The following is a 21,320-nucleotide window of genomic DNA, read 5'->3' as shown; positions in this document are numbered from 1 at the left end:
GGGAATATCATGAAAGTAAAATTGAAGAATTTTAAGCCAAATAATTTATGGTATGCCATCTGTTCGAGTTCAGTTGCTTTTACATGGATGGTGGCAAGCTCCGTGGTGCAGGCGAGTGATTTACAAATTTATGCATCGCCTACAGCAGGTAAAAAAACGATTGTGATGATGTTAGATACCTCCGGGAGTATGACATCTAATAGTTATAACGAAAATCGCTTGGCTATGCTTAAAAATGGTATGAATGCTTTTTTAGCCAGCAATAATCCTATTTTAAATGATACTCGTGTGGGCTTAGGTAATTTCTCTGCAAATGGTGATAGTCGAAGTGGGCAAATTTTGGTGGCTGCTGCTCCTTTAGGAGATGCAAGTACTTTAAATACGGTGGGGTCTCAGCGCTATAAATTAAAACAGGCAGTTGCAAATTTATCTGCTGGTGGGTCAACACCTTCAGCACATGCTTATGCAGAAGCTGCTGCTTATTTGATGGGTACATCGACCTATTCAGAGGCGAATTATGCTATTCGGAAAGATAGTTATATAAAGCGTGTGCGAAAATCAGATAATAGAACGGAATACTCATATTGTACGAATTATCGTGATTCACAAATTGATACGGCAAGTTTATGGCAACCTTGTCGCTCTAGTAGTTATTGGAGTAACTGGTCAACCTCTAATCCAGGTGTAGCCACGGCCACGGCGTATGATACTTCGTCTGATTCAAGCTATTCTTATACTTATTACTACACCACTTTTAATTACGCTATAGCAAACGCAGATAGCGGTATTCCAAAATCAAAAACAAATGATACGACAAGTAATCCGAATATTGTTATAGATCGAAATGCCTCTAACTTAAACGCCATTTATCAATCTCCTTTGCCTGCAGTGGCTAATCGTCAAAGTTGTGATGGACAGGGTATTTACTTTTTATCAGATGGTGAGCCGAACAATACAACAAATACACGTTCGGCAACTGTAATGTCGACGGCCTTAGGTAGTACTTTGGGAGCAGATTTTAATTGCTCTGGAGGGCTTTCTAATACTTCATCAGATTCTGGTTGGGCTTGTATGGGGGAGTTTGCGAAACGACTATTTGATAAAACAAAAAACCCTGCCGGAGTTTCTATCCAAACAGCATTTGTTGGTTTTGGTAGTGATTTTTCTAGCTTGAGTTCTTCGGATGTTAAAAATGCCTGCCGTCTAAGTTCGAGAACTCAGGCTGAGCGTAAAAGTGATGATAATTGTTCACCAAATCAACCAAACAATGCAGTTGCTACTCCAGGATATGGAAATGGTGGTTTTTTCCCTACCCAAAGTGCGCAAGGGGTAACGAGTAGTGTTATTACATTTATTAGTAATTTAGATAAAGTCCCTTTAGAGCCTTTAACAACAGGTACAATCTCTGTTCCGTATGATGCGTTAAATCCAAAAAATTTACAGGAATATGGTTATTTACGTGCTTTTGAGCCTAACCCCGCCAATACGTATTTAACATGGAGAGGAAATCTAAAGAAATATCATGTTGTTTTATCGGGAACAAATGCTGGAGCTTTTGAGGCTAATACGGGGGGATTAGTCTACAACGCAAGTGGAGCATTTAGAACGGGTACGAAGGATTACTGGAATAGTTCTAATTATAACGATGGGGGTAAAGTCTTTTTAGGTGGTTCATATTCAAATGTGCCTTTACCCGTTGCGGGGCAATCAGAAGTGTTGGATGGTGGAAATATCATTAGATATTACTATGCAGCACAAAATAAAATTCGCAACTTATTTACCGATGTTTCTGCTGTGGCAACAGATGGTCGCCTCACAAAAATATCGACTACTGGCACTAATTTATTAAAGATTCCAGCGGCTCCTGCTAATGGAACAAATCCTTTTGATAGCGCAAGTAATACAGCAAACTATGTATTAGGGAAATTTGATGCATCAACTGGACAAGATATTTTAAAAGCTTTCCCAGTTAGCTTGAAATTAAAAATATTAAATTATCTAGGTTACTCAACTGATATTAGCGCTACGACTTTACCTTCGTCATTAGTTACGTCGAATGAACCGTATTTATCGATGGGCGGTAGTATCCACTCTTTACCAGTACAGCTTACCTATAATGGAACATTAGATGAAAATGGGAATTTAACATCTGCGCGTGAACAATCCATTCTCTATGGAACGATGGAGGGTGGTCTGCATATTGTGGATGCCTCAACTGGTGTAGAACAAATGGCTTTCGTTCCCGCTGATATATTAAATGATCCCATTGCATCAAAAGCTTTAGTTGTTGGCCAAAGTGATGCCTCAGCTCCTGCTCACGGTATGGATGGGGCTTGGGTATCTGACCCTGCATATAGTATTACTACAACGGGAAGCGGTAGCTCAGCAGTATCAAAAGTAACTGCAAAGCAAATGAATATTTATGGTGGCATGCGAATGGGGGGCAGCAGCTATTATGGCTTAAATGTCTTAAATCCTGCTTCACCTAAGCTTCTCTTTAGAGTAGGAGCAGACCAAACTGATTATAGTCGTATGGGGCAGAGTTGGTCTAAACCTGTACTGGCAAATATACGTTATAACGGGTTTATTAAACGGGTTATGATTGTTGGTGGTGGCTACGACCAATGTTATGAAAACCCGAATATTACCTTGAGCAACTCTTGCTTTACGAATGGAAAAGCAAAAGGGAATGCTGTTTATATTATTGATGCTAAAACTGGGGAGCGCTTATGGTGGACTAGTGATACAGGCTCTAATATAGATAACTCTAATATGAAGCACAGTATTGTTAGTCGTATTAGTACATTAGATCGAGACGCTGATGGTTTGGTAGACCATTTATATTTCGGTGATTTAGGCGGACAAGTCTTCCGTATCGATCTTAATAATAACCAGACAAAAACGAATTCGACTTATAGTAGTTTTGGTATTCGAGTTGTTCGATTAGCCAATTTAGCAACGAATGATTCCACTTATGATAGCTCGAACGATTATACAGGTGGGAATGCGCCGCGTTTTTATGAACCTCCTACAGTTACCATACATGATTATGGCATCCGCACTTTTATTACTGTAGGTATTGCTTCAGGCGACCGTAGTACCCCATTGGATGTTTATCCGCTTACAGGGCGTGAAGGTATGTCACCTAGCACAGCATTAAGCGGACGCCCTGTAAATAATGTCTATGGAATTATCGACAAAGACTTTATTAAAAAGAATCTAATGTCTTTAACTGATAGCCAACTTGAAACAAAAGATATTACTCGATCGACGCTTCGAAAAAATCCACAAATTTTACGATCTGGAGAAACACGAGTAGCACAAATTTTCTTTCCAAATACAGGGACGGGCCAAGGTGGTTGGTATCGCTCACTTTCTAGTACGAGCGGTGGTACAGAGAAAGCCAATAATAGTTTCCGTATTAAAGGTGGACTAAAAGCTTTTGAAGAGCCAATGGCAATTACGGGGACTTTAATTGTGCCTGTTTATGACCCGCAGGGAACAGGCATTGTGGCGGCAGACCCATGTTTACCACGTGTGGTAGGTGAAACGGATCAGCAGACTTACTGTTTACCATTTGGAGCCTGTCTTAATTCTGATGGATCCATTGATCAGAATAAAGAAGATCCTAGCGGGTTTCAAACACAAACAGGTGGTAACTGCCCAGCAGGAGTTTCTGAATGTAATAAAAACGTTATTGGCTCAGGTATCCGTGGCGTAGCATTTGTTCCAAAAAGAGATGAACCTCCAGTGACTAATAGTTGTGGGAAATTACAACTGTCTGGAAACGAGAGTGGAACGGGCGAGTGGCAGTGTACAAGTCATTTAGTTCCTACGCGTTGGTATGAGCGTTATCGCTAAGGGATTATTTATGAATAAATACTATATCCAGCGGTTTAATCAGGGTGTTACCTTGATTGAACTCATGGTTGTCATCGTGATTGTCGCTATTTTTGCTTCGATTGCTATCCCTTCATATCAAGGCTATACCCGTAGAGCGACTGCCTCTGCTGCTAAAGGTGAAATTCTAAAATTGGCAGAACAATTGGAACGGCATAAATCCAAGAACTTTACCTATAGAGGATTTACCACCACATCTGTAACGTTGCCACGGGGTGGTTATACGATTGAAATTAGTGATGACACAACAGCAGGAAATTTATTGACGAATGGTGCTGCAAATGGGCAGACATGGGTCATTAAAGCGACAACAACAGATTCAAGAAACTTTAATTTTATTGCTAAGAATTCAGGTTTGCGTTGCCAAAGTTTAACAGCCACGGCTGTTGATAATGACTGTGGTGGAATAGTCACTTGCAATGTATGTGAAACAAATAGTGAGAATTGGCAATGAAGAATGGTTTTTCCCTGATAGAAACCATGATTGTAGTAGCAATAATTGCAATTTTAGCAGCTATAGCTACACCTTCATATTTGCAATATTTACGTAAAGGATATCGTACAGCTGTTCAATCTGAAATGATGAATATTGCCCAAACATTAGAATCAGAAAAAATAGTTCACAATCGCTATCCATCGAATGCGACTATTACATCGATTTATGGTTCTAGTGTAAGTCCTCAACAAGGCCAGGCCTTATATAACTTGGCTTTTGCTAATATAACTGATTCAAGTTGGGTGTTAACAGCTACGCCTATTTCTACTACTTCTCAAGCTGGTGATGGGATCATTTGTCTTAATGATCAAGGACAAAAATTTTGGGCAAAAGCTGCAACTAATTGTGCGTTATCTACCTCATCAAATTGGCTACAGTAATTTTAAATTCAAAACTGCGGATAACTCAAAATTTAATCTTTCTTTCATGGTGAAAATCACGTAGAATGTTGCCCTCTATGAAAGGGGTTTGAAGTGTTGCCGATGGTCGGCGCAGGGATAATCCGTAAGAATTATAAGGCTTTTATCATGGTTGTTATTCGTTTAGCACGTGGCGGCGCAAAAAAACGTCCATTCTATCAAATCGTTGTGACTGATAGCCGCAATGCACGTGATGGTCGTTTCATCGAGCGTATCGGTTTCTTTAACCCGACAGCACAAGGTCAAGCAGAAAAACTTCGTTTAGATGCAGACCGTTTTGCTCACTGGGTTTCTCAAGGTGCTCAACCTTCTGAACGTGTTGCTTCTTTAGCTGCTCAAGCTAAAAAAGCTACTGCATAATTTTTTTGTAGTAGGTAACCCATGACATCAACACAGAATGTTCCCGAAGATCGTATTCAGATTGGACAGTTACGTTCAGCTTATGGATTGAATGGGTGGCTCTGGGTGTATTCAAATACAGAACCTATGAGCAATATGTTTGACTACCTGCCTTGGTACATTGAGACCAAGGCCGGTTGGCAAACAATAGATGTAAAACGTTGGAAACCACATGGCAAAGGTCTAGTTGTTGCTTTGAAAGGTGTGAGTGATCGCACTGGAGCAGAAAACTTGGTTGGCGCTAATATCTGGGTTGCTAAGTCTCAACTGCCAAAAGCAGATGTAGATGAGTACTACTGGTCAGATTTAAAAGGCTTAACAGTGTTAGGTCTGGATGATGAAGAACAGGAAGTAAACTTAGGTAAAATTCATGAGTTGTTTGAAACTGGAGCCAATGATGTGATGGTGGTACATGCTACCCCAGACAGTATTGATTCAGAAGAACGCATGATTCCTTGGCATAAAGATGTAGTACAACGTGTTGATCTTGAAGCTGGTCGTATTTACGTCAATTGGGGCGTAGATTATTAATCCTTTTAGGATTAATACAGCAGGAAAATAGAGGAGTCTGTGATGTTTTTTGCAGTCATTACGCTTTTTCCTGAAATGTTTGAAGCGATTACAGCCTATGGCATCAGCGGACGTGCGGCAAAACGGGATATTGTACAAGTTACTTGTATTAATCCTCGTGATTTTGCTGAGGGAAACTACAGAAGAGTGGATGAACGTCCATTTGGTGGTGGCCCTGGAATGGTGATGATGGCTGAGCCTTTGGCGAAAGCAATTGCACATGCCAAACAGCTTGCCTCACAAGCAGGACATGTTCATGTTCCTGTAGTGTATATGTCTCCACAAGGCAAAACCTTAAATGAACAGGCAGTACAGCAGTTTGTTGATTACGACGGCTTAATTGTACTGTGTGGACGTTATGAAGGAGTGGATGAACGTTTGATCCAGCAATATGTTGATCAGGAATGGTCAATTGGTGATTATGTTTTATCTGGTGGTGAACTGCCCGCTATGGTGTTACTTGACAGTATTATTCGCCGTTTGCCGAATGTAATGTCAGATGAACAGTCAGCAGTACAAGATTCTTTTGTTGATGGTCTTTTAGATTGTCCACAATATACAAAGCCAGACCATTTTGAGGGGCTGGATGTACCAGAAGTTTTAAAATCTGGACATCATGGCAATATCGAAAAATGGCGCTTTTTGCAGCGGTATCAACGAACTTTAGAACGTCGACCAGAGTTGGCTGAAAAAGTAGAGTTGAATAAGCAGCAGAAAAAATGGCTAAAAGATGCAAAAGGGAATGGTGGTAAGTCTTAACCGCTATTCTCAGGAACGAAAGTTCTGCAAAAATACGAGAAGCAATGCTTCGAGTTAAAGCATGATTCTATTTAATGAATAGTTTTATGTATATTCTAAGGCTCTTTATAGACATATTGTCATAAAGGGAAAGATAAACGGGTTGATATGCGTTTTAGCCTCTATCCCCAGCGGAACCTCAGACCTCTTCTGACTCCGCACATATTGGAGATTCCCACAATGAGTGGTAAACATCCTTTAGTTCAAATTATTGAAAATGCACAGTTAAAAACTGATATTCCTGCTTTTGCTCCTGGTGACACTGTTATTGTCCAAGTTAAAGTAAAAGAAGGTGAGCGTGAGCGTCTTCAGGCATTTGAAGGTGTTGTAATCGCGAAGAAAAACCGTGGTTTAAACTCTGCATTTACAGTTCGTAAAATTTCTAGCGGTGTTGGTGTTGAGCGTGTATTCCAAACTCATTCTCCAATCGTTGCTAAAATCGAAGTGAAACGTCGTGGTGACGTTCGTCGTGCTAAACTTTACTACCTCCGTGACTTGTCTGGTAAAGCTGCACGTATTCGTGAAAAATTACCAGCTCGTAAAGCGTAAGCTTATACCGAGTAAAAAAATGCGCCTTTTGGCGCATTTTTTTGTTTAAAAATTATAGTCCTTGAAGTTTTAATCGGTTTGCATGTTGACGGTAAACCGAGACAGGATCTGAAGCAAAAATAGAGCGTATCCCAAGCACTTGGTTCACCTCATCTAAATGATTCCAGTTGTAATCATCACGAATGGTTTTACCAAATTTGGCGCTGCATCGTGAAACAAGCCCATCATTATCACCAAATGGATCGACCACTAAACTACTGCCTGTAAGGGCAATATCAAATGGATCTAATGGATTTGTTAAAGCTTTATTTCCTGAGAAAGAATACATATAAATGCCTTTGTCTTGATATGCCCCCTCACCGCAAGAAGTAGTTGGCATACCCATAGGAAATTGAGCATTAAACTGAGCTGAACCTTTAGTCGATAAGCTATGAGCACCTGCTAAAGAGTCATGCGGATAACTTGTCGGATCTAGACCTCCTGCCCAAGTAATTGCTGCTGAAAACCAGTTTACTAATGTTGCCACGCCTGCCAGAGGAGTACCCTCAACATTCAGGATGACATCTGCCATTGGTGATCCCTTATGAGGTGCACCAATCGTAGTGAGTGATGCCACTTTTTCTGGCATGATACCAGCCACATAGCGAACCGTTGGCCCCCCGTGGCTATGTCCGATTAAGTTAACTTTAGGCTTACCAGTAATGGCGATAATTTCTTCTACTTGCTGGGCGAGTTGTTCTCCACGCACTTCTGTTGAGTTAAATGGTGAGACTCTTGTTGCCCAGACATTTCCTCCATTACGGGCAAGATCAGGAAGAATTTGGTACCAATAATCGAGACCAAGCGTATCTGTTCCAACTCGGCTAAAGCCTGCCATACCATGGTTAAAAACCAGTGGGTATTTTGTTTGTGCGTAAGATGAATATACGAACGAGCTTTTAACTTGTTCAGCATTTGTTGCATGGGCCACTGAAATACTCAGTCCTGAGAGCATTGCAGCGCAGAAAAACATTAACTTCCTTTTCATTTTTTACTCACTATTTTTATTTTGTATGAAAAGCAGCTTCTTGCTGCTAGTAAATGTTAGCCAGTTCCCAAAAAGGAAAGGCTTAGTAATTAAATGGCAGTTCACCTCCCTGATCATGGACCGTTTCAAAAGTTCGAAGTCTTAGTTGTTCTTGTGATGAATTGAATTGTTGTTGGCGTAACTGTTGAATCGCTTGGTTTTTGGCACTATCGCTCATGTTACTTTTAATAATTTCATCTCTACCATCGAGGTAACTGGTGACTCTTTGTTGCCAAGCATTCCGTTGTGTATCTAAAGTTTCTAATCTTTGAGTCGCCTCGGCTCCAACAAGTGCTGTACGCATTTGCCGAAGTTCTTCTGCTGAACCCTTACGAGCTTTAATTTGTTTGGTCAGCGTATGTAAATCATCAAGTTTGGAGAGTTCTTGTAGGTTTTGTTGCCAGTCTTCTGGAAGTTCTTCAAAACGCTCTTTAAGCTTTCGTGCTTTTTCAATTTCGCTTAAAGAAGAGTCCTCAAGTATCTGCATTCGATCTAGCGTATAGTTTTGATAGATATCTTCGCTCGAGAAGAGTCCTTCAATTTCAGAAGAAGAAAAGAAGCGTTTTCTTATATCTTGGATCGAGCTAAATATCTTTTGAAAATAATTTTTATCTTGTTGTTTTGCTGAAGGTGCTTGGATTTGAGCTAGCTGTTCACGATATTTTAAATAACGGGTCCATAAGTCCATAATCTGTGAGCGAGCTGGCTCTAGATATTGTCCTTGAATAAATTTCCCAAAGTGAATTTTGATTTGTTCTAAATCATTTTCCCCATATTGGGTAATAAAATATTCAAAGCAATCACGGGTTTGACTATTCACGACCAAATGTTGAGAACTATCAATTTTTAACTGACAGTTAACTTCGGTGTCTTGCTGACTTTTACTATGGTACGCATCTTCGTTTAGCGACGAATGATCTGTATGAGGAGATGATGCTAAGTTTTGAGCTTTATTTTCACTCATCTGAGCTGATGTGTTTTTTGAGTCAGGACTTAACCAATATACACATGCAATGAGGCTCAAAATAAAAAATCCGAGCACACACCACAATACCTTCTTCTGCATCCCTTGCATAAAGATATCTTCCTTAAGTTTTAATTTGTTGTTTTTTTACTCGATTATTAATGTGCCATAAAATAAGTGAAAAGGCACCTAAATATTGTGAAAATATCTTGCCGAATTTGCTAACATGTCGGCACTTTTTTCTAGCTTTGTGTTCCAGTAAAAATGACGACAAAAAATCAAAAAATTTCTCGTCGCCATATCAGTGGTGTATTTCTATTAAATAAACCATTAGGGCTCAGTTCAAATGCGGCTTTGCAAAAAGTGCGTTGGTTATATCGCGCCCAAAAAGCAGGTCATACAGGAGCTTTAGATCCTTTGGCGACAGGGTTGCTTCCTATTTGTTTAGGAGAGGCTACCAAGTTCTCACATTATTTGCTGGACTCAACAAAGCGCTACCAAACCACTGTTCGATTGGGGCAAACCACAACGACAGGTGATGTGGAAGGGGAGATTTTACAAGAACGCCCTATTCCTGTTCTGAACCGAGAGCTTATTGAACAAACCTTAGAGAAATTTAGAGGCGATATTCAACAAGTTCCGCCAATGTACTCGGCTTTGAAAAAAGAAGGTAGGCCGTTATATGAGCTTGCTAGAAAAGGTATCGAGATTGAGCGTGAAGCACGTCCAATCACGATTTATGCTTTAGAACTCATTGAATTTACCGAAAATAGTATCACTTTGGATGTAACTTGTTCTAAAGGAACATACATTCGGGTATTAGGTGAAGATATTGGCGAAGCACTTGGCTGCGGTGGGCATTTAACGATGCTAAACCGGACTCAAACCGGACATTTTGAGCTTATTCCGAGTTATACCATTGAATATCTGGAAAGTCTGACAGAAGAGCAAAGAGAAGCTTTATTACTTCCAGTTTATGCTCCAGTTGAACATTTCTTAAAAATTCAGGTGCCTGAAGGGCGTGAAAAATATTTTTGCAACGGTTTAGAAAGCAATATTGAACATTCTGCAGAAGCAGAAGTTTTAGTTTTTTCGGATGAGCGCTGTCTAGGCCTAGCCGAAATTACCGATAAAAAACGGTTGGTACCTAAACGTATCTTAAATTTGTAGTAGATGTAGAGTATAGAGCATGGGTATGGAATGGGATGTTATCCTGAGTTTGATCTTTTTTGCGTTTACTGCGGGAGCGATTGATGCTGCTGTTGGGGGCGGCGGACTTATCCAGATTCCAGGCCTTATGAGTACTTTCCCGACCATGCAGACTGCAACGGTGATTGGTACTAATAAGCTTTCTTCAATTTTTGGTACAGCATCGGCTGCTTATACTTTTGCGAAAAGAGTGAAGTTGCAGTGGAAACTTTTAGCAGTTATTGCCATTTGTGCTTTGATTAGCTCTTTTGCTGGTGCTGCTTGTTTATCCTTAATTCCCCAATCTGTATTGCGTCCTTTCATATTTGTGATGTTGATTGTGATAGCAGTTTATACCTTGGTTAAAAAGAACTTTGGACAGGTCCATACTGAGCAAAAAATTACTAATAAAATGTTGGTTTTGGCAGGGATTGGTAGTTTGGCGATTGGTTTTTACGACGGTATTTTTGGCCCGGGAACGGGAAGTTTCTTTATCTTCTTCTTTATCCGCTTTTTACAAGTCGACTTCTTGCATGCTTCTGCCTTATCCAAAATTGGTAATTTTATGACCAATTTGGCTGCTTTGAGTTTCTTCATTCCAACAGGACACGCTATTTTGCACATTGGCTTAATGATGGCAGTCGCGAATGTATTGGGTTCTATTGTTGGGGTGCGTACCGCGCTTAAATACGGTAGTGGTTTTGTCCGTATTATCTTTTTAATTTTAGTCAGTATCCTGATTTGCCGTTTGGGCTATCAAATGTTTGTAACAGGCTAAATATTTCGAAAAGTATGAACTGATCAGGAGGCAAAGTTCATACTTTTATGTGAACATTTAAAATCATAAATATAAAAATAATTACAGAAGTTTACTAGAAAGAAAACTGTGTAAAAAATAGTCTCATTTTAAGCTACTTAAACATTATAAATTTCAACGTATGATAAGCCTTGAAATAAAAAAGATTTTTTAGCTAAAAAATGAGGAAGAGAATGAATATTTTCGAAGCATTAAGAGAAAGCCATGAAAATCAACGAAACCTTTCTGAACAATTAGTTCAGACACATGGTTTAACCGAAGAAAGAAAAGAATTATTTGATGCATTAAAAAATGAACTTTATGCTCATTCTGTTGCCGAAGACCGTTATTTATATATCCCTTTGATGTTTGATGATGTCGGTTTAGATATTACGAGACATGCTTTATCTGAGCACCATGAAATGGATGAGTTAGTTGAACAGCTCGAAAAAACGGATATGAGTAGCCCAAGCTGGTTAGCAACCGCCAAACAGTTAAGTGAAAAAGTCCATCATCATTTAAAGGAAGAAGAGCATAAGTTTTTTCAACAGGCGGGAAAAATTCTTAAAGACAGTGAAAAAGAAACGCTGGGTAATAAATATTTAAAGGAATATAAAAAGTATAAAAAGCAGCAATAGGATTTAACTATGCTACTTTTTTAGTACTTATTAAAGTAACCCCAATCGATGCTAGCATTACACAAGCTAAAGCCACCCATTGCAGCATGCTGATTTCTTCGTGAAGTAATAAGAAACCCGTTAATGCTGCCAATGCTGGTGCTAAACTCGTGAGGGTACCGTAAGTTAATTTATTAAGTTGTTTGAGTGCCATCAAATCAAGAGCGTATGGAATAGCGGTCGCTAAAATAGCAATAAGCAATGCCTTACCCCAGTACTGCGTCTCAAGTAATGCGGGGGCATTATGCCAGATGCCAATGGGTAGTAAGGTCAGTGCAGATAATCCAATTCCGATGGTTAAAGCATGCATACCGATATTCTGGGTCACAACTTTCTGACCAAAATAAATATAGAAGGCCCAACAAAATCCAGCACCTAGTGCGCATGCAGCACCTACATAGGAAAAGTGGTGTTGCGTTGGGTCTTGCCAAGGCACCATCAGTGCAATACCTAACATCGCAAGTGCGACCCAAATGTAGTCACTCTTTTGTTTAATAGAGAGTAGAGCAAGACCTAATGGTCCAATAAATTCTAAGCCAACTGCGATGCCTTGAGGTAATTTTCCAAGCGACGTATAAAATAAAATATTCATGAGACCTAAAGACGCACAGTACATCAATAAATCACGCCATTTTAAATAGGGTAAGCGCGACCCGATTTTCCATGAGCGGAACATGATAGCGACAATAACCGTTGCAAAGCTCAGCCTTAAAATTGTAACGGTCAGAGGGTCTAATATTGCAATGAGTTGCTTAGCGAATGAAGCACTGATTTGATATGAGACCATCGACAGAATCATATAGAGCACAGCAATAATGGGAAGATTCTGCATAGAAAATACCCTAAGGCCTCATCTAATATTATTTAAAATAAGAATGTTTAATTATAGCGAATACCATGTTCCAACTCGCAGATTGAGTCGATTTAACTGACTGGTTTTTCACGTTCCTGACGTGCTTTTTGGGTAGTTATGGTACAACCGACTGAAGCTGCAATAATTGTTGCAAGTGCTAACCATTGATTCCATAACAAATATTCACCTAAAAAGATAAAGCCAGAAAGTGCAGCAACTGCGGGTTCTAGGCTCATCAATGTTCCAAAACTTAACGGCGTTAAATTACGTAGAGCTAGCATTTCTAAAGAGAATGGTAGTGCACTGGCTAAAATTGCTAAGCCAATAAAATAAAAAAGATAGGGGAGCTCTATAACTTGACCCATTGACCCTGAAAAAAAAGTAATCGGTAGCAATACACATGCACCTACAGTCATTCCTAAACAGACAGTGTGGTTACCTGAAATACCAGAAGGTTTTTGACCCGCAATAATATAAAGCGCCCAACATGCACCAGCACTAACAGCAAATAATACTCCGATCCAATCCAGACTATGAGCCTGATTGAAAGGGAAAAGTAAAATGAGACCAATAATTGCGAAACTGACCCAGACAAAATCATATTTCTGGCGTGCGTGATATAAGGCTACACTTAAGGGGCCAATAAATTCAAAAGCCACTGCAATACCAATCGGTAAGCGTTCAATTGACAGATAAAAAAGCGCATTCATTCCGGCAAGAGCAAATCCATAAGCCAAGATCGCTTTCCAACGAACCTGACTAAAATTAATTCGCCAAATTTGGAAAATAAAGGCAAGAATCATTGCACCTAAACATAGGCGCATTGCGGAGACAGTGAGCACAGGAAAGTTCTGAAACAGAATTTTAGCTAAAGATGCACTGCTTTGTACGCTTAACATAGCGAGAATAAGAAAGCCCAATGCATGTAGCTGAGATTTCTGGTTCGAACTGGACATTTTATTATTTGATCGATTGGTATACTTTTCACATGATAATGTAAATGCCCATAAAAAAGCCACAGACAATGCTGTGGCTTTTAAATTTACAGATCGTATTAGAACAATACGCGCACGCGAATTGTACCTTCAACTTCATGCAACATATCTAAAGCTTCTTGAGAAGCAGAAGCGTCAACGTCCATTACGAGGTAACCGATGTCACCTTTAGTCATGAGTGATTGACCAGAAATGTTGATGCCTTGCTCAGCAAACAAGTTGTTGATTTTAGACAATACACCCGGTACGTTTTTGTGGATGTGCAATAAACGGTGTTGGCCAGCAGTAAGTGGTAACGCGATTTCTGGGAAGTTCACCGCAGAAAGCGTCATACCCTTGTCAGAGTAAGCAACAAATTTCTCTGCAACTTCTAAACCGATGTTTGCTTGCGCTTCCATGGTTGAACCGCCAACGTGAGGAGTTAAAATCACATTGTCTAAGCCACGAAGTGGAGAAACAAACTCTTCACCATTTGCTTTTGGTTCTTTAGGGAATACGTCAACCGCTGCACCAGCAATATGACCAGACTTGATTGCATCTGCTAAATCTTCAATTACTACACATGTACCACGTGCAGCATTTAGGAAGATTGCACCTTCTTTCATTTTTGCAAATTGTGCTTTAGTGAAGAAGTTACGTGTAGATGGAACATCAGGAACATGTAAAGTCACTACATCAGCAGTCGCTAAGAGTTCGTCTAACGAACCAACTTGGCGAGCATTACCCATTGGTAATTTAGTCACTGCATCGTAATAAATCACATGCATACCTAAGCTTTCAGCAAGAACAGAAAGCTGAGAACCGATGGAACCGTAACCTACAATACCTAAAGTTTTGCCACGAGTTTCGAAAGAACCGACAGCAGACTTATCCCAACCACCACGATGACAAGCCGCTGACTTTTCAGGAACACGGCGAAGAAGAAGAATCGTTTGAGCAAGTACAAGTTCTGCAACCGAACGCGTATTTGAATACGGTGCGTTAAATACAGGAATACCACGTGCCATTGCTGCTTTAAGATCAACTTGGTTTGTTCCGATACAGAAACAGCCCACTGCGATCAATTTATTTGCAGCTTCGAAAATTTCTTCAGTCAATTGGGTACGCGAACGAATACCAATAAAGTGAGCATCTTTAACAGCTTCTTTTAGCGCTTCGCCTTCAAGAGCAGTTTTGCGATAGTCAATATTGGTGTAACCCGCAGCGTTTAAAGTATCGACTGCGTTTTGGTGAACGCCTTCTAACAAAAGGAAACGGATTTTATCTTTAGGTAGTGAAAGATGTTGGCTCATTACGGCTCCGCTACAAAGGCCAAATTTGGTGGCGCTATCATAACATAATGGGCGGTGCTATAGATATTTCGTTTACGCCATCGTCTTATGGCAATTTTATCTATATCTAATCACTTCTATTTATGGCTTGTTGATAGTTTTAAAATGTGCTTGTCATTTGAACTTAAAAAATATTGATGCTTTGAAGGTTCATAAAAAGTCATTTATGAAGGTTAAACATGTTTTGTAGTGGCAGTATCTCTATTCTGAACTTTATCGCTTGTGCGGTTACATGTAGAATATAGCTTATGGCTCTGCTCAGTTGAAAACTCTGAGAAATATTATGCCATAGTCCCACCACAGTTTACTTCTTGCTAGGTCTGCAAACGATGAATGCTCCAGTCGCTTTAACACCTGAGTTACTTACCCAATTAACGGCAATCGTCGGTGAAAACCGTATTAAAACCGATGCTGATAGTCTCGAAAACTGGGGTAAAGATCATACCAAGCATTTTAATCCGAACCCATCGGTCATCGTTTTTCCATCGACCACTGAGCAAGTTCAAGCTGTTGTGAAGCTTGCGAACCAGTTTAATATCGCAATTACCCCTTCAGGCGGCCGTACGGGTCTCTCTGCTGGTGCTGTTGCAACGAATGGTGAAATTGTCATTAGTATGGACAAGATGAACCAGATTCTTGAGTTCTTTCCAGCAGATCGTATGGTTCGAGTACAAGCTGGTGTTGTGACTGAACAATTGCAGAATTATGCTGAAGAACAGGGTATGTATTATCCGGTGGACTTTGCGTCAGCGGGTTCTAGCCAGATTGGTGGAAATATCGGAACCAATGCTGGCGGTATTAAAGTCATTAAATACGGCATGACACGTAACTGGGTGCTTGGTTTAACCGTTGTCACTGGTAAAGGTGATATTTTACGTTTAAACAAAGGCATGGTTAAAAATGCAACTGGTTATGCATTACAGCACTTGTTTATTGGTGGCGAAGGTACATTAGGTTTAGTGACTGAAGCAGAAATTAAACTTGAGCGTCAACCGCAAAACTTACAAGTTTTAGTTTTAGGTGTTCCTGATTTTGATGCAGTAATGCCTGTATTACATGCTTTCCAAAAAGATATCGACTTAACTGCATTTGAGTTCTTTGGTGAACTTGCAATGCAAAAAGTTTTAGATCATGGACATGTACAACGGCCATTTGAAACTCAATGTCCGTTCTATGTATTACTTGAGTTTGAAGCACCATATGAGCCGATTCTCGATAAAGCAATGGAAATTTTCGAGCATTGTATGGAGCAGGGTTGGGTACTCGATGGTGTAATGAGCCAGAGCCTTGACCAAGTAGAAAGCTTGTGGCGTTTACGCGAAGATATTTCTGAATCAATCGCGCCGTTCACTCCATATAAAAATGATATTTCAGTATTAATTACTCACGTACCTGCATTTATTCGTGAGATTGATGCAATTGTTCAAGAAAACTATCCTGACTTTGAAATTTGTTGGTTCGGTCATATTGGTGACGGTAACTTGCACTTAAATATTTTAAAACCTGAAAACTTAACCAAAGATGAGTTCTTTGCGAAATGTCAGGTTGTGAATAAATATGTGTTTGATACCGTGAAAAAATACGATGGTTCGATCTCTGCTGAGCATGGCGTAGGTATGACGAAAAAGCCATATTTGGAATATTCACGTTCGCCTGAAGAAATTGAATATATGAAAGCTTTGAAGAAAGTATTTGACCCGAATGGTTTGATGAACCCAGGTAAATTATTTGATCTTTAATGCTTGATTAGATAAAAGAATTTCTGCTAAAAGCGTATCGAAAGATGCGCTTTTTTTTAAATTATTATTTTTTATAAGCTTTCCAACCCGTCAGAATATGATAAATCAGCGGTAAAAGACAAAGAGCAAAGAAGCTACAAAGTCCAATCGCCCACACAGGCAAATTACGTGGATTAGCTAAGAAAAAATAGGAAAAAATAGAATAAGACAACATTGCAAACATCGCCGTTGTACCTAACGGAAGCATCACTCTAAAAATTAAAATGCTAGCAAATGTTTTGTAGGGTTCCATGTTCCGATTGAGGCTATAGGCAATAATCATGAGTAATATATAACCTAAAATAAACAGCATAAATGAGGCTGCTGTAAACAGTAAAATAGTGCGCCAACTCTTTTCTTGCGCGGTGTGATCACCATTCTCATAAACAACAGTAATATGTTCTCCCACTACCGGCATATCGCCAGAGCGGACTGAATTATCTAAAGTTAGAGTTTTGTTTTGATCATCTTTGAACTGAACCTGAGCGGTGTGCATGAGAGTTTGAGTTTTATATTTACGCCCATTGGAATCTGTACGTTCAGTATCGACCCATTCAGAGGTATAGTTCACTACAGTTGCATCGTAACTTGGCTTGGTTGCTAAACCATATATTGCTTGTGAAACCCAATAAGTAAAAGGGAAAAATAAGGCACTAATACTAAAAACGATTGCAAATAAATATGTAAATTCAAATTTACTGCTATTACGATTTTTTGCTAAACGCTTGACCCAAAATTTGGTAAGCACAAATGACCAGACCATTAAAATTGCAATGACTACCAAGAAAACTTGCCCTGCATAAGTCAGTTGCATGGATGATCCTATTTGTTGGATGGAATAGAAATTAATCTTATCAAATCATAATCGCTAAGGTTGGGTGAACAAGATAAATTATTTGATCTTTAAGTGATTACTCATCTTTAGAACTACATAGTTTCTACAGAGTAACCGACAAAGGCATAGCATCATAAAGCTATGGCTTCTGTTTTTTGGTGATAAAAATGCAACGTTTATTTTTAATTTCAGCTCTCTGTGCTGGACTTTTCACTGGGTGTGCGACGACCAGTAAATTAATTCCTTTTGTGGGGTCCGAAACCCCAATGCAACAAGTACTTAAATCTCAACCTGAGATTGCAAAAGAGCACAATAATACCTCAGTTCAGCAAGTGTTTAACCGTGTGGAATCACCAACTGTTTCTCGTATTACTGTCATTCAAACAGGTTTAATGGACGACTCTGTTTCTGCAATTCGAACAGAGTATGCATTTAAATTGGTTGATGAAAAGTGGCAATTGCAAAATAAGCAAAAGAGCTATCAATGTGCGAGAGGTAAAGGCTCTAGAGGTTTCCAAACACAACTTTGTTCTTAAGCAAAAAAAGACGATAAATATATCGTCTTTTTTTATGGGCTAAATTATACGCCACTTTCTAAAATTTTAATTTTCACATCAATTACATCATCTTTAACTGCTGCATGATGGGCTTGCATATGAGGTGTAGCCAAATGTGCTTCAAGATGGGCAACGCTTGCCCATTTTTCTAACATCACAATCGTGTCAGGCTCTTTGGTTTGGAAACTGGCATTTGATATGTGATCAATCAAAGGCTCATAGCCATGGCAACCATTTTCCGCTAAAACAGTAGGAATGATTTTTTGAAAGGCATCCAATACATTTTGGCGATGCTGTCCACCCGATTTAGTACGAATTTCCGCAATAATAGTAAGCATGGATTTTTCCTTATTAAGCTGCTGCAAATACAGAATTTAAGTGGGTTTTATATTCTTCAACATAACTATCAACGTCAGGCATTTTAATCACATCATTGACAATAAAAGTAGGAAGTGTGCTCATTCCTAAAAACTGATTCGCTTTATGAAAAGGTAAATAAACACCATCAACACCTACGCCATGGAAAAACTGATCTGCATCATCAAATGCTTCCATCGGGGCATTCCATGTTAATGACAACATATATTTTTTGTCATGAATTAAACCACCTGAACCGTATTTTTTTGCGGCATCAGAGCGGCTACGACCATCGTTTGCGTAAAGTGAACCGTGACCCACAGTAAATACATCATCAATATATTTTTTTACAGTCCATGGGGCACCCATCCACCAACCTGGCATTTGATAGATCACAACGTCAGCCCATAAGAATTTTTCAACTTCATTTTCTGCATCGTAGTTGCTGTCGGCACGTGTCACTTGAACTTCATGTCCGAGTTCGGTGAGATGTGAGGTTGCCAGTGTGGTTAATGTGTCATTTAATTCACCATTTGAATGTGCAAATTGTTTGGCGCCGTTAATGACTAAAATCTTACTCATGGGAGTTACTCTAATTAAATTCCTAAATTTGAAATCTACTCTACGGAATTTACTCTTATAGAAAAATGCATGAATTGGAAAAATATTCTTGATTAAAAATCAACAATTAAATAGGAATTCGAATTGTGAAATAAATTTAGATGAATAATATCAATAACTTTAATCTTATTTTACAAAGTGCTACGGAAAAACTTATTGGTGAGCTTTAGCATTAAGTTTGAGTAGAGCTAAGAGATTACATATGAAAAAAATGAGTTTGCTGATTGTTTGTAGCTTAGCAGTGCTAACAGCTTGTGCTCCAGCTAAAAATTCTTCTGCTCAACTTGCTGATAGCCCGATTCAAGCAGTATTACTTGATCAACCAGATCTTCTAAATGATGCAAGTAATTTAGACATTTCACAGCAAATGAATGCTGTCGATGATCCCTCTAATGCTCAAGTCACTATTTTACAGACAGATCCTAGCGAAGATGCGATAACAAAAGTTCGTACGGAATATTTATTAAAGCGAGACCAGCAAGTCTGGAAAATTGTGAATAAAAAGCAAACTTATCAATGTATGAAAGGGCAGGAAACCCCAGATTTCCAAGTTAATCCTTGTCCTTAATGGTTAATTTTTATTATAGATGTGGATAACTTTAAGGTTATTCACAATAAAAAAAGTATGGCTGTGGGTAAAAAATAAGATTTAAACTTCTTATAATTGTCCGATTGCTGAGCAATTCAAAAAATGCTATTGTTGCGCTCGGTAATTATGCCAACTGGTAAAAATTATCAAATCTCACGTCATATAATTTTTCTATTCTTAGACACCCTGTGAATACGGTGTTTCACATTCTAAACATGCACTCTCACGGCATATAAAAACTTAATTAAAGATTGATTGACCATACTGTCATCATCATGACTACATTCTATTTTATATGTAGTTGTAGAGACATATGGCCGCTATTTTGAAGTGTACAACTCATGAAAAATATTCAAACGACAACGTTGAACCGTACAACGTTGATGTTTCCTTTGGCCTTAGTGCTATTTGAATTTGCGGTTTACATTGGTAATGACCTTATTCAGCCAGCAATGTTGGCAATCACTGAAGATTTTGGTGTAAGCGCAACTTGGGCACCGTCTTCAATGTCATTTTACCTATTAGGCGGTGCCTCGGTTGCATGGTTACTTGGGCCTTTGTCAGATCGTCTTGGGCGTAAAAAAGTACTTTTGGCTGGTGTCTTATTTTTCGCCTTATGCTGTTTTTTAATTTTATTAACCCGACAAATGGAACACTTTCTGACATTACGCTTTTTACAAGGTATTGGTTTAAGTGTAATTTCAGCAGTGGGTTATGCTGCTATTCAAGAGAGTTTTGCTGAACGTGATGCAATTAAAGTCATGGCACTCATGGCAAATATTTCATTGCTTGCACCTTTGTTGGGACCCGTACTCGGTGCTTTCTTAATTGATTATGTGTCTTGGCACTGGGGCTTTGTCGCCATCGCTATATTGGCATTACTCAGTTGGGTCGGTTTAAAAAAACAAATGCCAAATCAGCAGGTCAGTGTTACCAAGCAACCTTTTAGCTATCTTTTCGATGATTTTAAAAAGGTATTTAGTAATCACCGCTTTTTAGGTTTAAGCCTTGCTTTGCCTTTGGTTGGTATGCCTTTAATGCTCTGGATTGCCTTATCTCCAATTATTTTGGTAGATGAATTGAAGCTAACGAGTGTGCAATATGGTTTAGCTCAATTTCCGGTATTTCTGGGTCTAATTATTGGGAATATTGTTTTAATTAAAATTATTGATCGCCTGTCTTTAGGTAAAACGGTCATGATCGGTTTACCTATCATGCTGATTGGCACACTCATTTTAATATTAGGTGTAGTGTGGCAAACCTATTTAATTCCTTGTTTACTCACAGGCATGACATTAATTTGCTTTGGTGAAGGAATTAGTTTCTCAGTTTTGTACCGCTTTGCACTGATGTCATCTGAAGTATCAAAAGGAACTGTTGCGGCAGCAGTTTCGATGCTGCTTATGATAAGTTTCTTTGCCATGATTGAGTTGGTACGTTATCTCTATACTCAATTTCATTTGTGGGCCTTTGCATTGTCTGCCTTTACATTTATTGCACTCTGGTTTACCCAACCACGAAATGCTTTAAAGCAAGAAATGCAAGAAAGAAAGCTCCAAGGAAATGATTAAAATAAAAATAC

Annotated in this window: 22 protein-coding genes; 14 read left to right on the top strand and 8 right to left on the bottom strand. The window is 39.1% G+C overall.

Translation table 11 applies throughout. The features are described 5' to 3' along the window. Positions 1-9: 9 nt before the first annotated feature. From BMW38_RS15770 to rplS, 7 genes are all read left to right on the top strand, one after another. Complete coding sequence (locus tag BMW38_RS15770; protein WP_213031184.1) at positions 10-3,861, top strand: PilC/PilY family type IV pilus protein; 3,852 nt, start codon at positions 10-12, stop codon at positions 3,859-3,861. A 10-nt stretch (positions 3,862-3,871) separates the two neighbouring features. Then, entirely contained in the window at positions 3,872-4,354 is a 483-nt protein-coding gene (locus BMW38_RS15765) for a type IV pilin protein (RefSeq protein ID WP_092709801.1), read from the top strand. Then, positions 4,351-4,776, top strand: coding sequence for a type IV pilin protein (locus tag BMW38_RS15760; RefSeq protein ID WP_092709798.1), 426 nt, complete (start codon positions 4,351-4,353; stop codon positions 4,774-4,776). Before BMW38_RS15765 ends, BMW38_RS15760 begins: the two co-directional genes overlap by 4 nt. Positions 4,777-4,923: 147 nt before the next feature. Then, positions 4,924-5,175: a 30S ribosomal protein S16 gene (rpsP, locus tag BMW38_RS15755; protein WP_000260334.1), complete on the top strand. Its 252-nt coding sequence runs from the start codon at positions 4,924-4,926 to the stop codon at positions 5,173-5,175. A 21-nt stretch (positions 5,176-5,196) separates the two neighbouring features. Next, positions 5,197-5,745 (top strand): ribosome maturation factor RimM, encoded by a 549-nt coding sequence (gene rimM / locus BMW38_RS15750; RefSeq protein ID WP_003653772.1) that lies wholly within the window; start codon positions 5,197-5,199, stop codon positions 5,743-5,745. A gap of 42 nt (positions 5,746-5,787) precedes the next feature. Further along, on the top strand, positions 5,788-6,543 hold the full coding sequence (trmD, locus tag BMW38_RS15745) for a tRNA (guanosine(37)-N1)-methyltransferase TrmD (protein WP_092709795.1): 756 nt from the start codon (positions 5,788-5,790) through the stop codon (positions 6,541-6,543). 219 nt (positions 6,544-6,762) lie between these two features. After that, positions 6,763-7,131 (top strand): 50S ribosomal protein L19, encoded by a 369-nt coding sequence (gene rplS, locus BMW38_RS15740; protein WP_003653770.1) that lies wholly within the window; start codon positions 6,763-6,765, stop codon positions 7,129-7,131. 52 nt (positions 7,132-7,183) lie between these two features. Here the strand turns inward: rplS and BMW38_RS15735 are convergent, their stop codons facing one another. After that, the gene (locus BMW38_RS15735) at positions 7,184-8,125 is read right to left on the bottom strand and encodes a lipase family alpha/beta hydrolase (RefSeq protein ID WP_092709886.1); all 942 of its coding nucleotides are present in this window, start codon (positions 8,123-8,125) and stop codon (positions 7,184-7,186) included. A gap of 115 nt (positions 8,126-8,240) precedes the next feature. Beyond that, positions 8,241-9,272 carry a lipase secretion chaperone gene (locus BMW38_RS15730; protein WP_092709792.1) on the bottom strand — a complete coding sequence of 344 codons (1,032 nt, stop codon included), beginning with the start codon at positions 9,270-9,272 and terminating at the stop codon, positions 8,241-8,243. 153 nt (positions 9,273-9,425) lie between these two features. Between BMW38_RS15730 and truB the strand changes: the two genes are divergently transcribed. From truB to BMW38_RS15715, 3 genes are all read left to right on the top strand, one after another. After that, complete coding sequence (truB, locus tag BMW38_RS15725) at positions 9,426-10,331, top strand: tRNA pseudouridine(55) synthase TruB (RefSeq protein ID WP_092709789.1); 906 nt, start codon at positions 9,426-9,428, stop codon at positions 10,329-10,331. Positions 10,332-10,350: 19 nt separating this feature from the next. After that, positions 10,351-11,127, top strand: a complete 777-nt coding sequence (locus tag BMW38_RS15720; RefSeq protein ID WP_092709786.1) for a sulfite exporter TauE/SafE family protein — start codon at positions 10,351-10,353, stop codon at positions 11,125-11,127. A gap of 212 nt (positions 11,128-11,339) precedes the next feature. Further along, complete coding sequence (locus tag BMW38_RS15715; RefSeq protein WP_003653765.1) at positions 11,340-11,783, top strand: hemerythrin domain-containing protein; 444 nt, start codon at positions 11,340-11,342, stop codon at positions 11,781-11,783. Between the two features lie 7 nt (positions 11,784-11,790). Here the strand turns inward: BMW38_RS15715 and BMW38_RS15710 are convergent, their stop codons facing one another. From BMW38_RS15710 to serA, 3 genes are all read right to left on the bottom strand, one after another. Next, positions 11,791-12,654 (bottom strand): EamA family transporter, encoded by an 864-nt coding sequence (locus tag BMW38_RS15710; RefSeq protein ID WP_092709783.1) that lies wholly within the window; start codon positions 12,652-12,654, stop codon positions 11,791-11,793. A gap of 92 nt (positions 12,655-12,746) precedes the next feature. Next, entirely contained in the window at positions 12,747-13,631 is an 885-nt protein-coding gene (locus tag BMW38_RS15705) for an EamA family transporter (protein ID WP_092709780.1), read from the bottom strand. Between the two features lie 98 nt (positions 13,632-13,729). Then, entirely contained in the window at positions 13,730-14,962 is a 1,233-nt protein-coding gene (serA, locus tag BMW38_RS15700) for a phosphoglycerate dehydrogenase (protein ID WP_056482508.1), read from the bottom strand. A 368-nt stretch (positions 14,963-15,330) separates the two neighbouring features. Here serA and BMW38_RS15695 point away from each other — a divergent pair, with 368 nt between their 5' ends. After that, the gene (locus BMW38_RS15695; protein ID WP_005043994.1) at positions 15,331-16,740 is read left to right on the top strand and encodes an FAD-binding oxidoreductase; all 1,410 of its coding nucleotides are present in this window, start codon (positions 15,331-15,333) and stop codon (positions 16,738-16,740) included. A gap of 64 nt (positions 16,741-16,804) precedes the next feature. Here BMW38_RS15695 and BMW38_RS15690 read toward each other — a convergent pair whose 3' ends face one another. Continuing rightward, a complete protein-coding gene (locus BMW38_RS15690) occupies positions 16,805-17,593 on the bottom strand; it encodes a xanthine permease (RefSeq protein ID WP_092709777.1) in 789 nt (262 codons plus the stop codon). 188 nt (positions 17,594-17,781) lie between these two features. Here BMW38_RS15690 and BMW38_RS15685 point away from each other — a divergent pair, with 188 nt between their 5' ends. Further along, a complete protein-coding gene (locus BMW38_RS15685) occupies positions 17,782-18,150 on the top strand; it encodes a hypothetical protein (RefSeq protein ID WP_092709774.1) in 369 nt (122 codons plus the stop codon). Between the two features lie 44 nt (positions 18,151-18,194). On the opposite strand, the gene BMW38_RS15680 is transcribed toward BMW38_RS15685, so the two are convergent. Both BMW38_RS15680 and BMW38_RS15675 read right to left on the bottom strand, forming a co-directional pair. Continuing rightward, a complete protein-coding gene (locus tag BMW38_RS15680) occupies positions 18,195-18,509 on the bottom strand; it encodes a putative quinol monooxygenase (protein WP_092709771.1) in 315 nt (104 codons plus the stop codon). 13 nt (positions 18,510-18,522) lie between these two features. After that, positions 18,523-19,110, bottom strand: a complete 588-nt coding sequence (locus BMW38_RS15675; protein WP_005038353.1) for an NAD(P)H-dependent oxidoreductase — start codon at positions 19,108-19,110, stop codon at positions 18,523-18,525. Positions 19,111-19,351: 241 nt separating this feature from the next. Between BMW38_RS15675 and BMW38_RS15670 the strand changes: the two genes are divergently transcribed. Further along, the gene (locus BMW38_RS15670) at positions 19,352-19,717 is read left to right on the top strand and encodes a hypothetical protein (protein WP_092709768.1); all 366 of its coding nucleotides are present in this window, start codon (positions 19,352-19,354) and stop codon (positions 19,715-19,717) included. A 362-nt stretch (positions 19,718-20,079) separates the two neighbouring features. Further along, positions 20,080-21,309 carry a chloramphenicol efflux MFS transporter CraA gene (locus BMW38_RS15665; protein WP_092709766.1) on the top strand — a complete coding sequence of 410 codons (1,230 nt, stop codon included), beginning with the start codon at positions 20,080-20,082 and terminating at the stop codon, positions 21,307-21,309. The last annotated feature ends 11 nt before the right edge of the window (positions 21,310-21,320 follow it).

It is taken from the genome of Acinetobacter sp. yr461, assembly GCF_900110445.1.
GTDB lineage: Bacteria > Pseudomonadota > Gammaproteobacteria > Pseudomonadales > Moraxellaceae > Acinetobacter > Acinetobacter calcoaceticus.
This window is presented reverse-complemented; position numbering and strand designations above follow the sequence as displayed.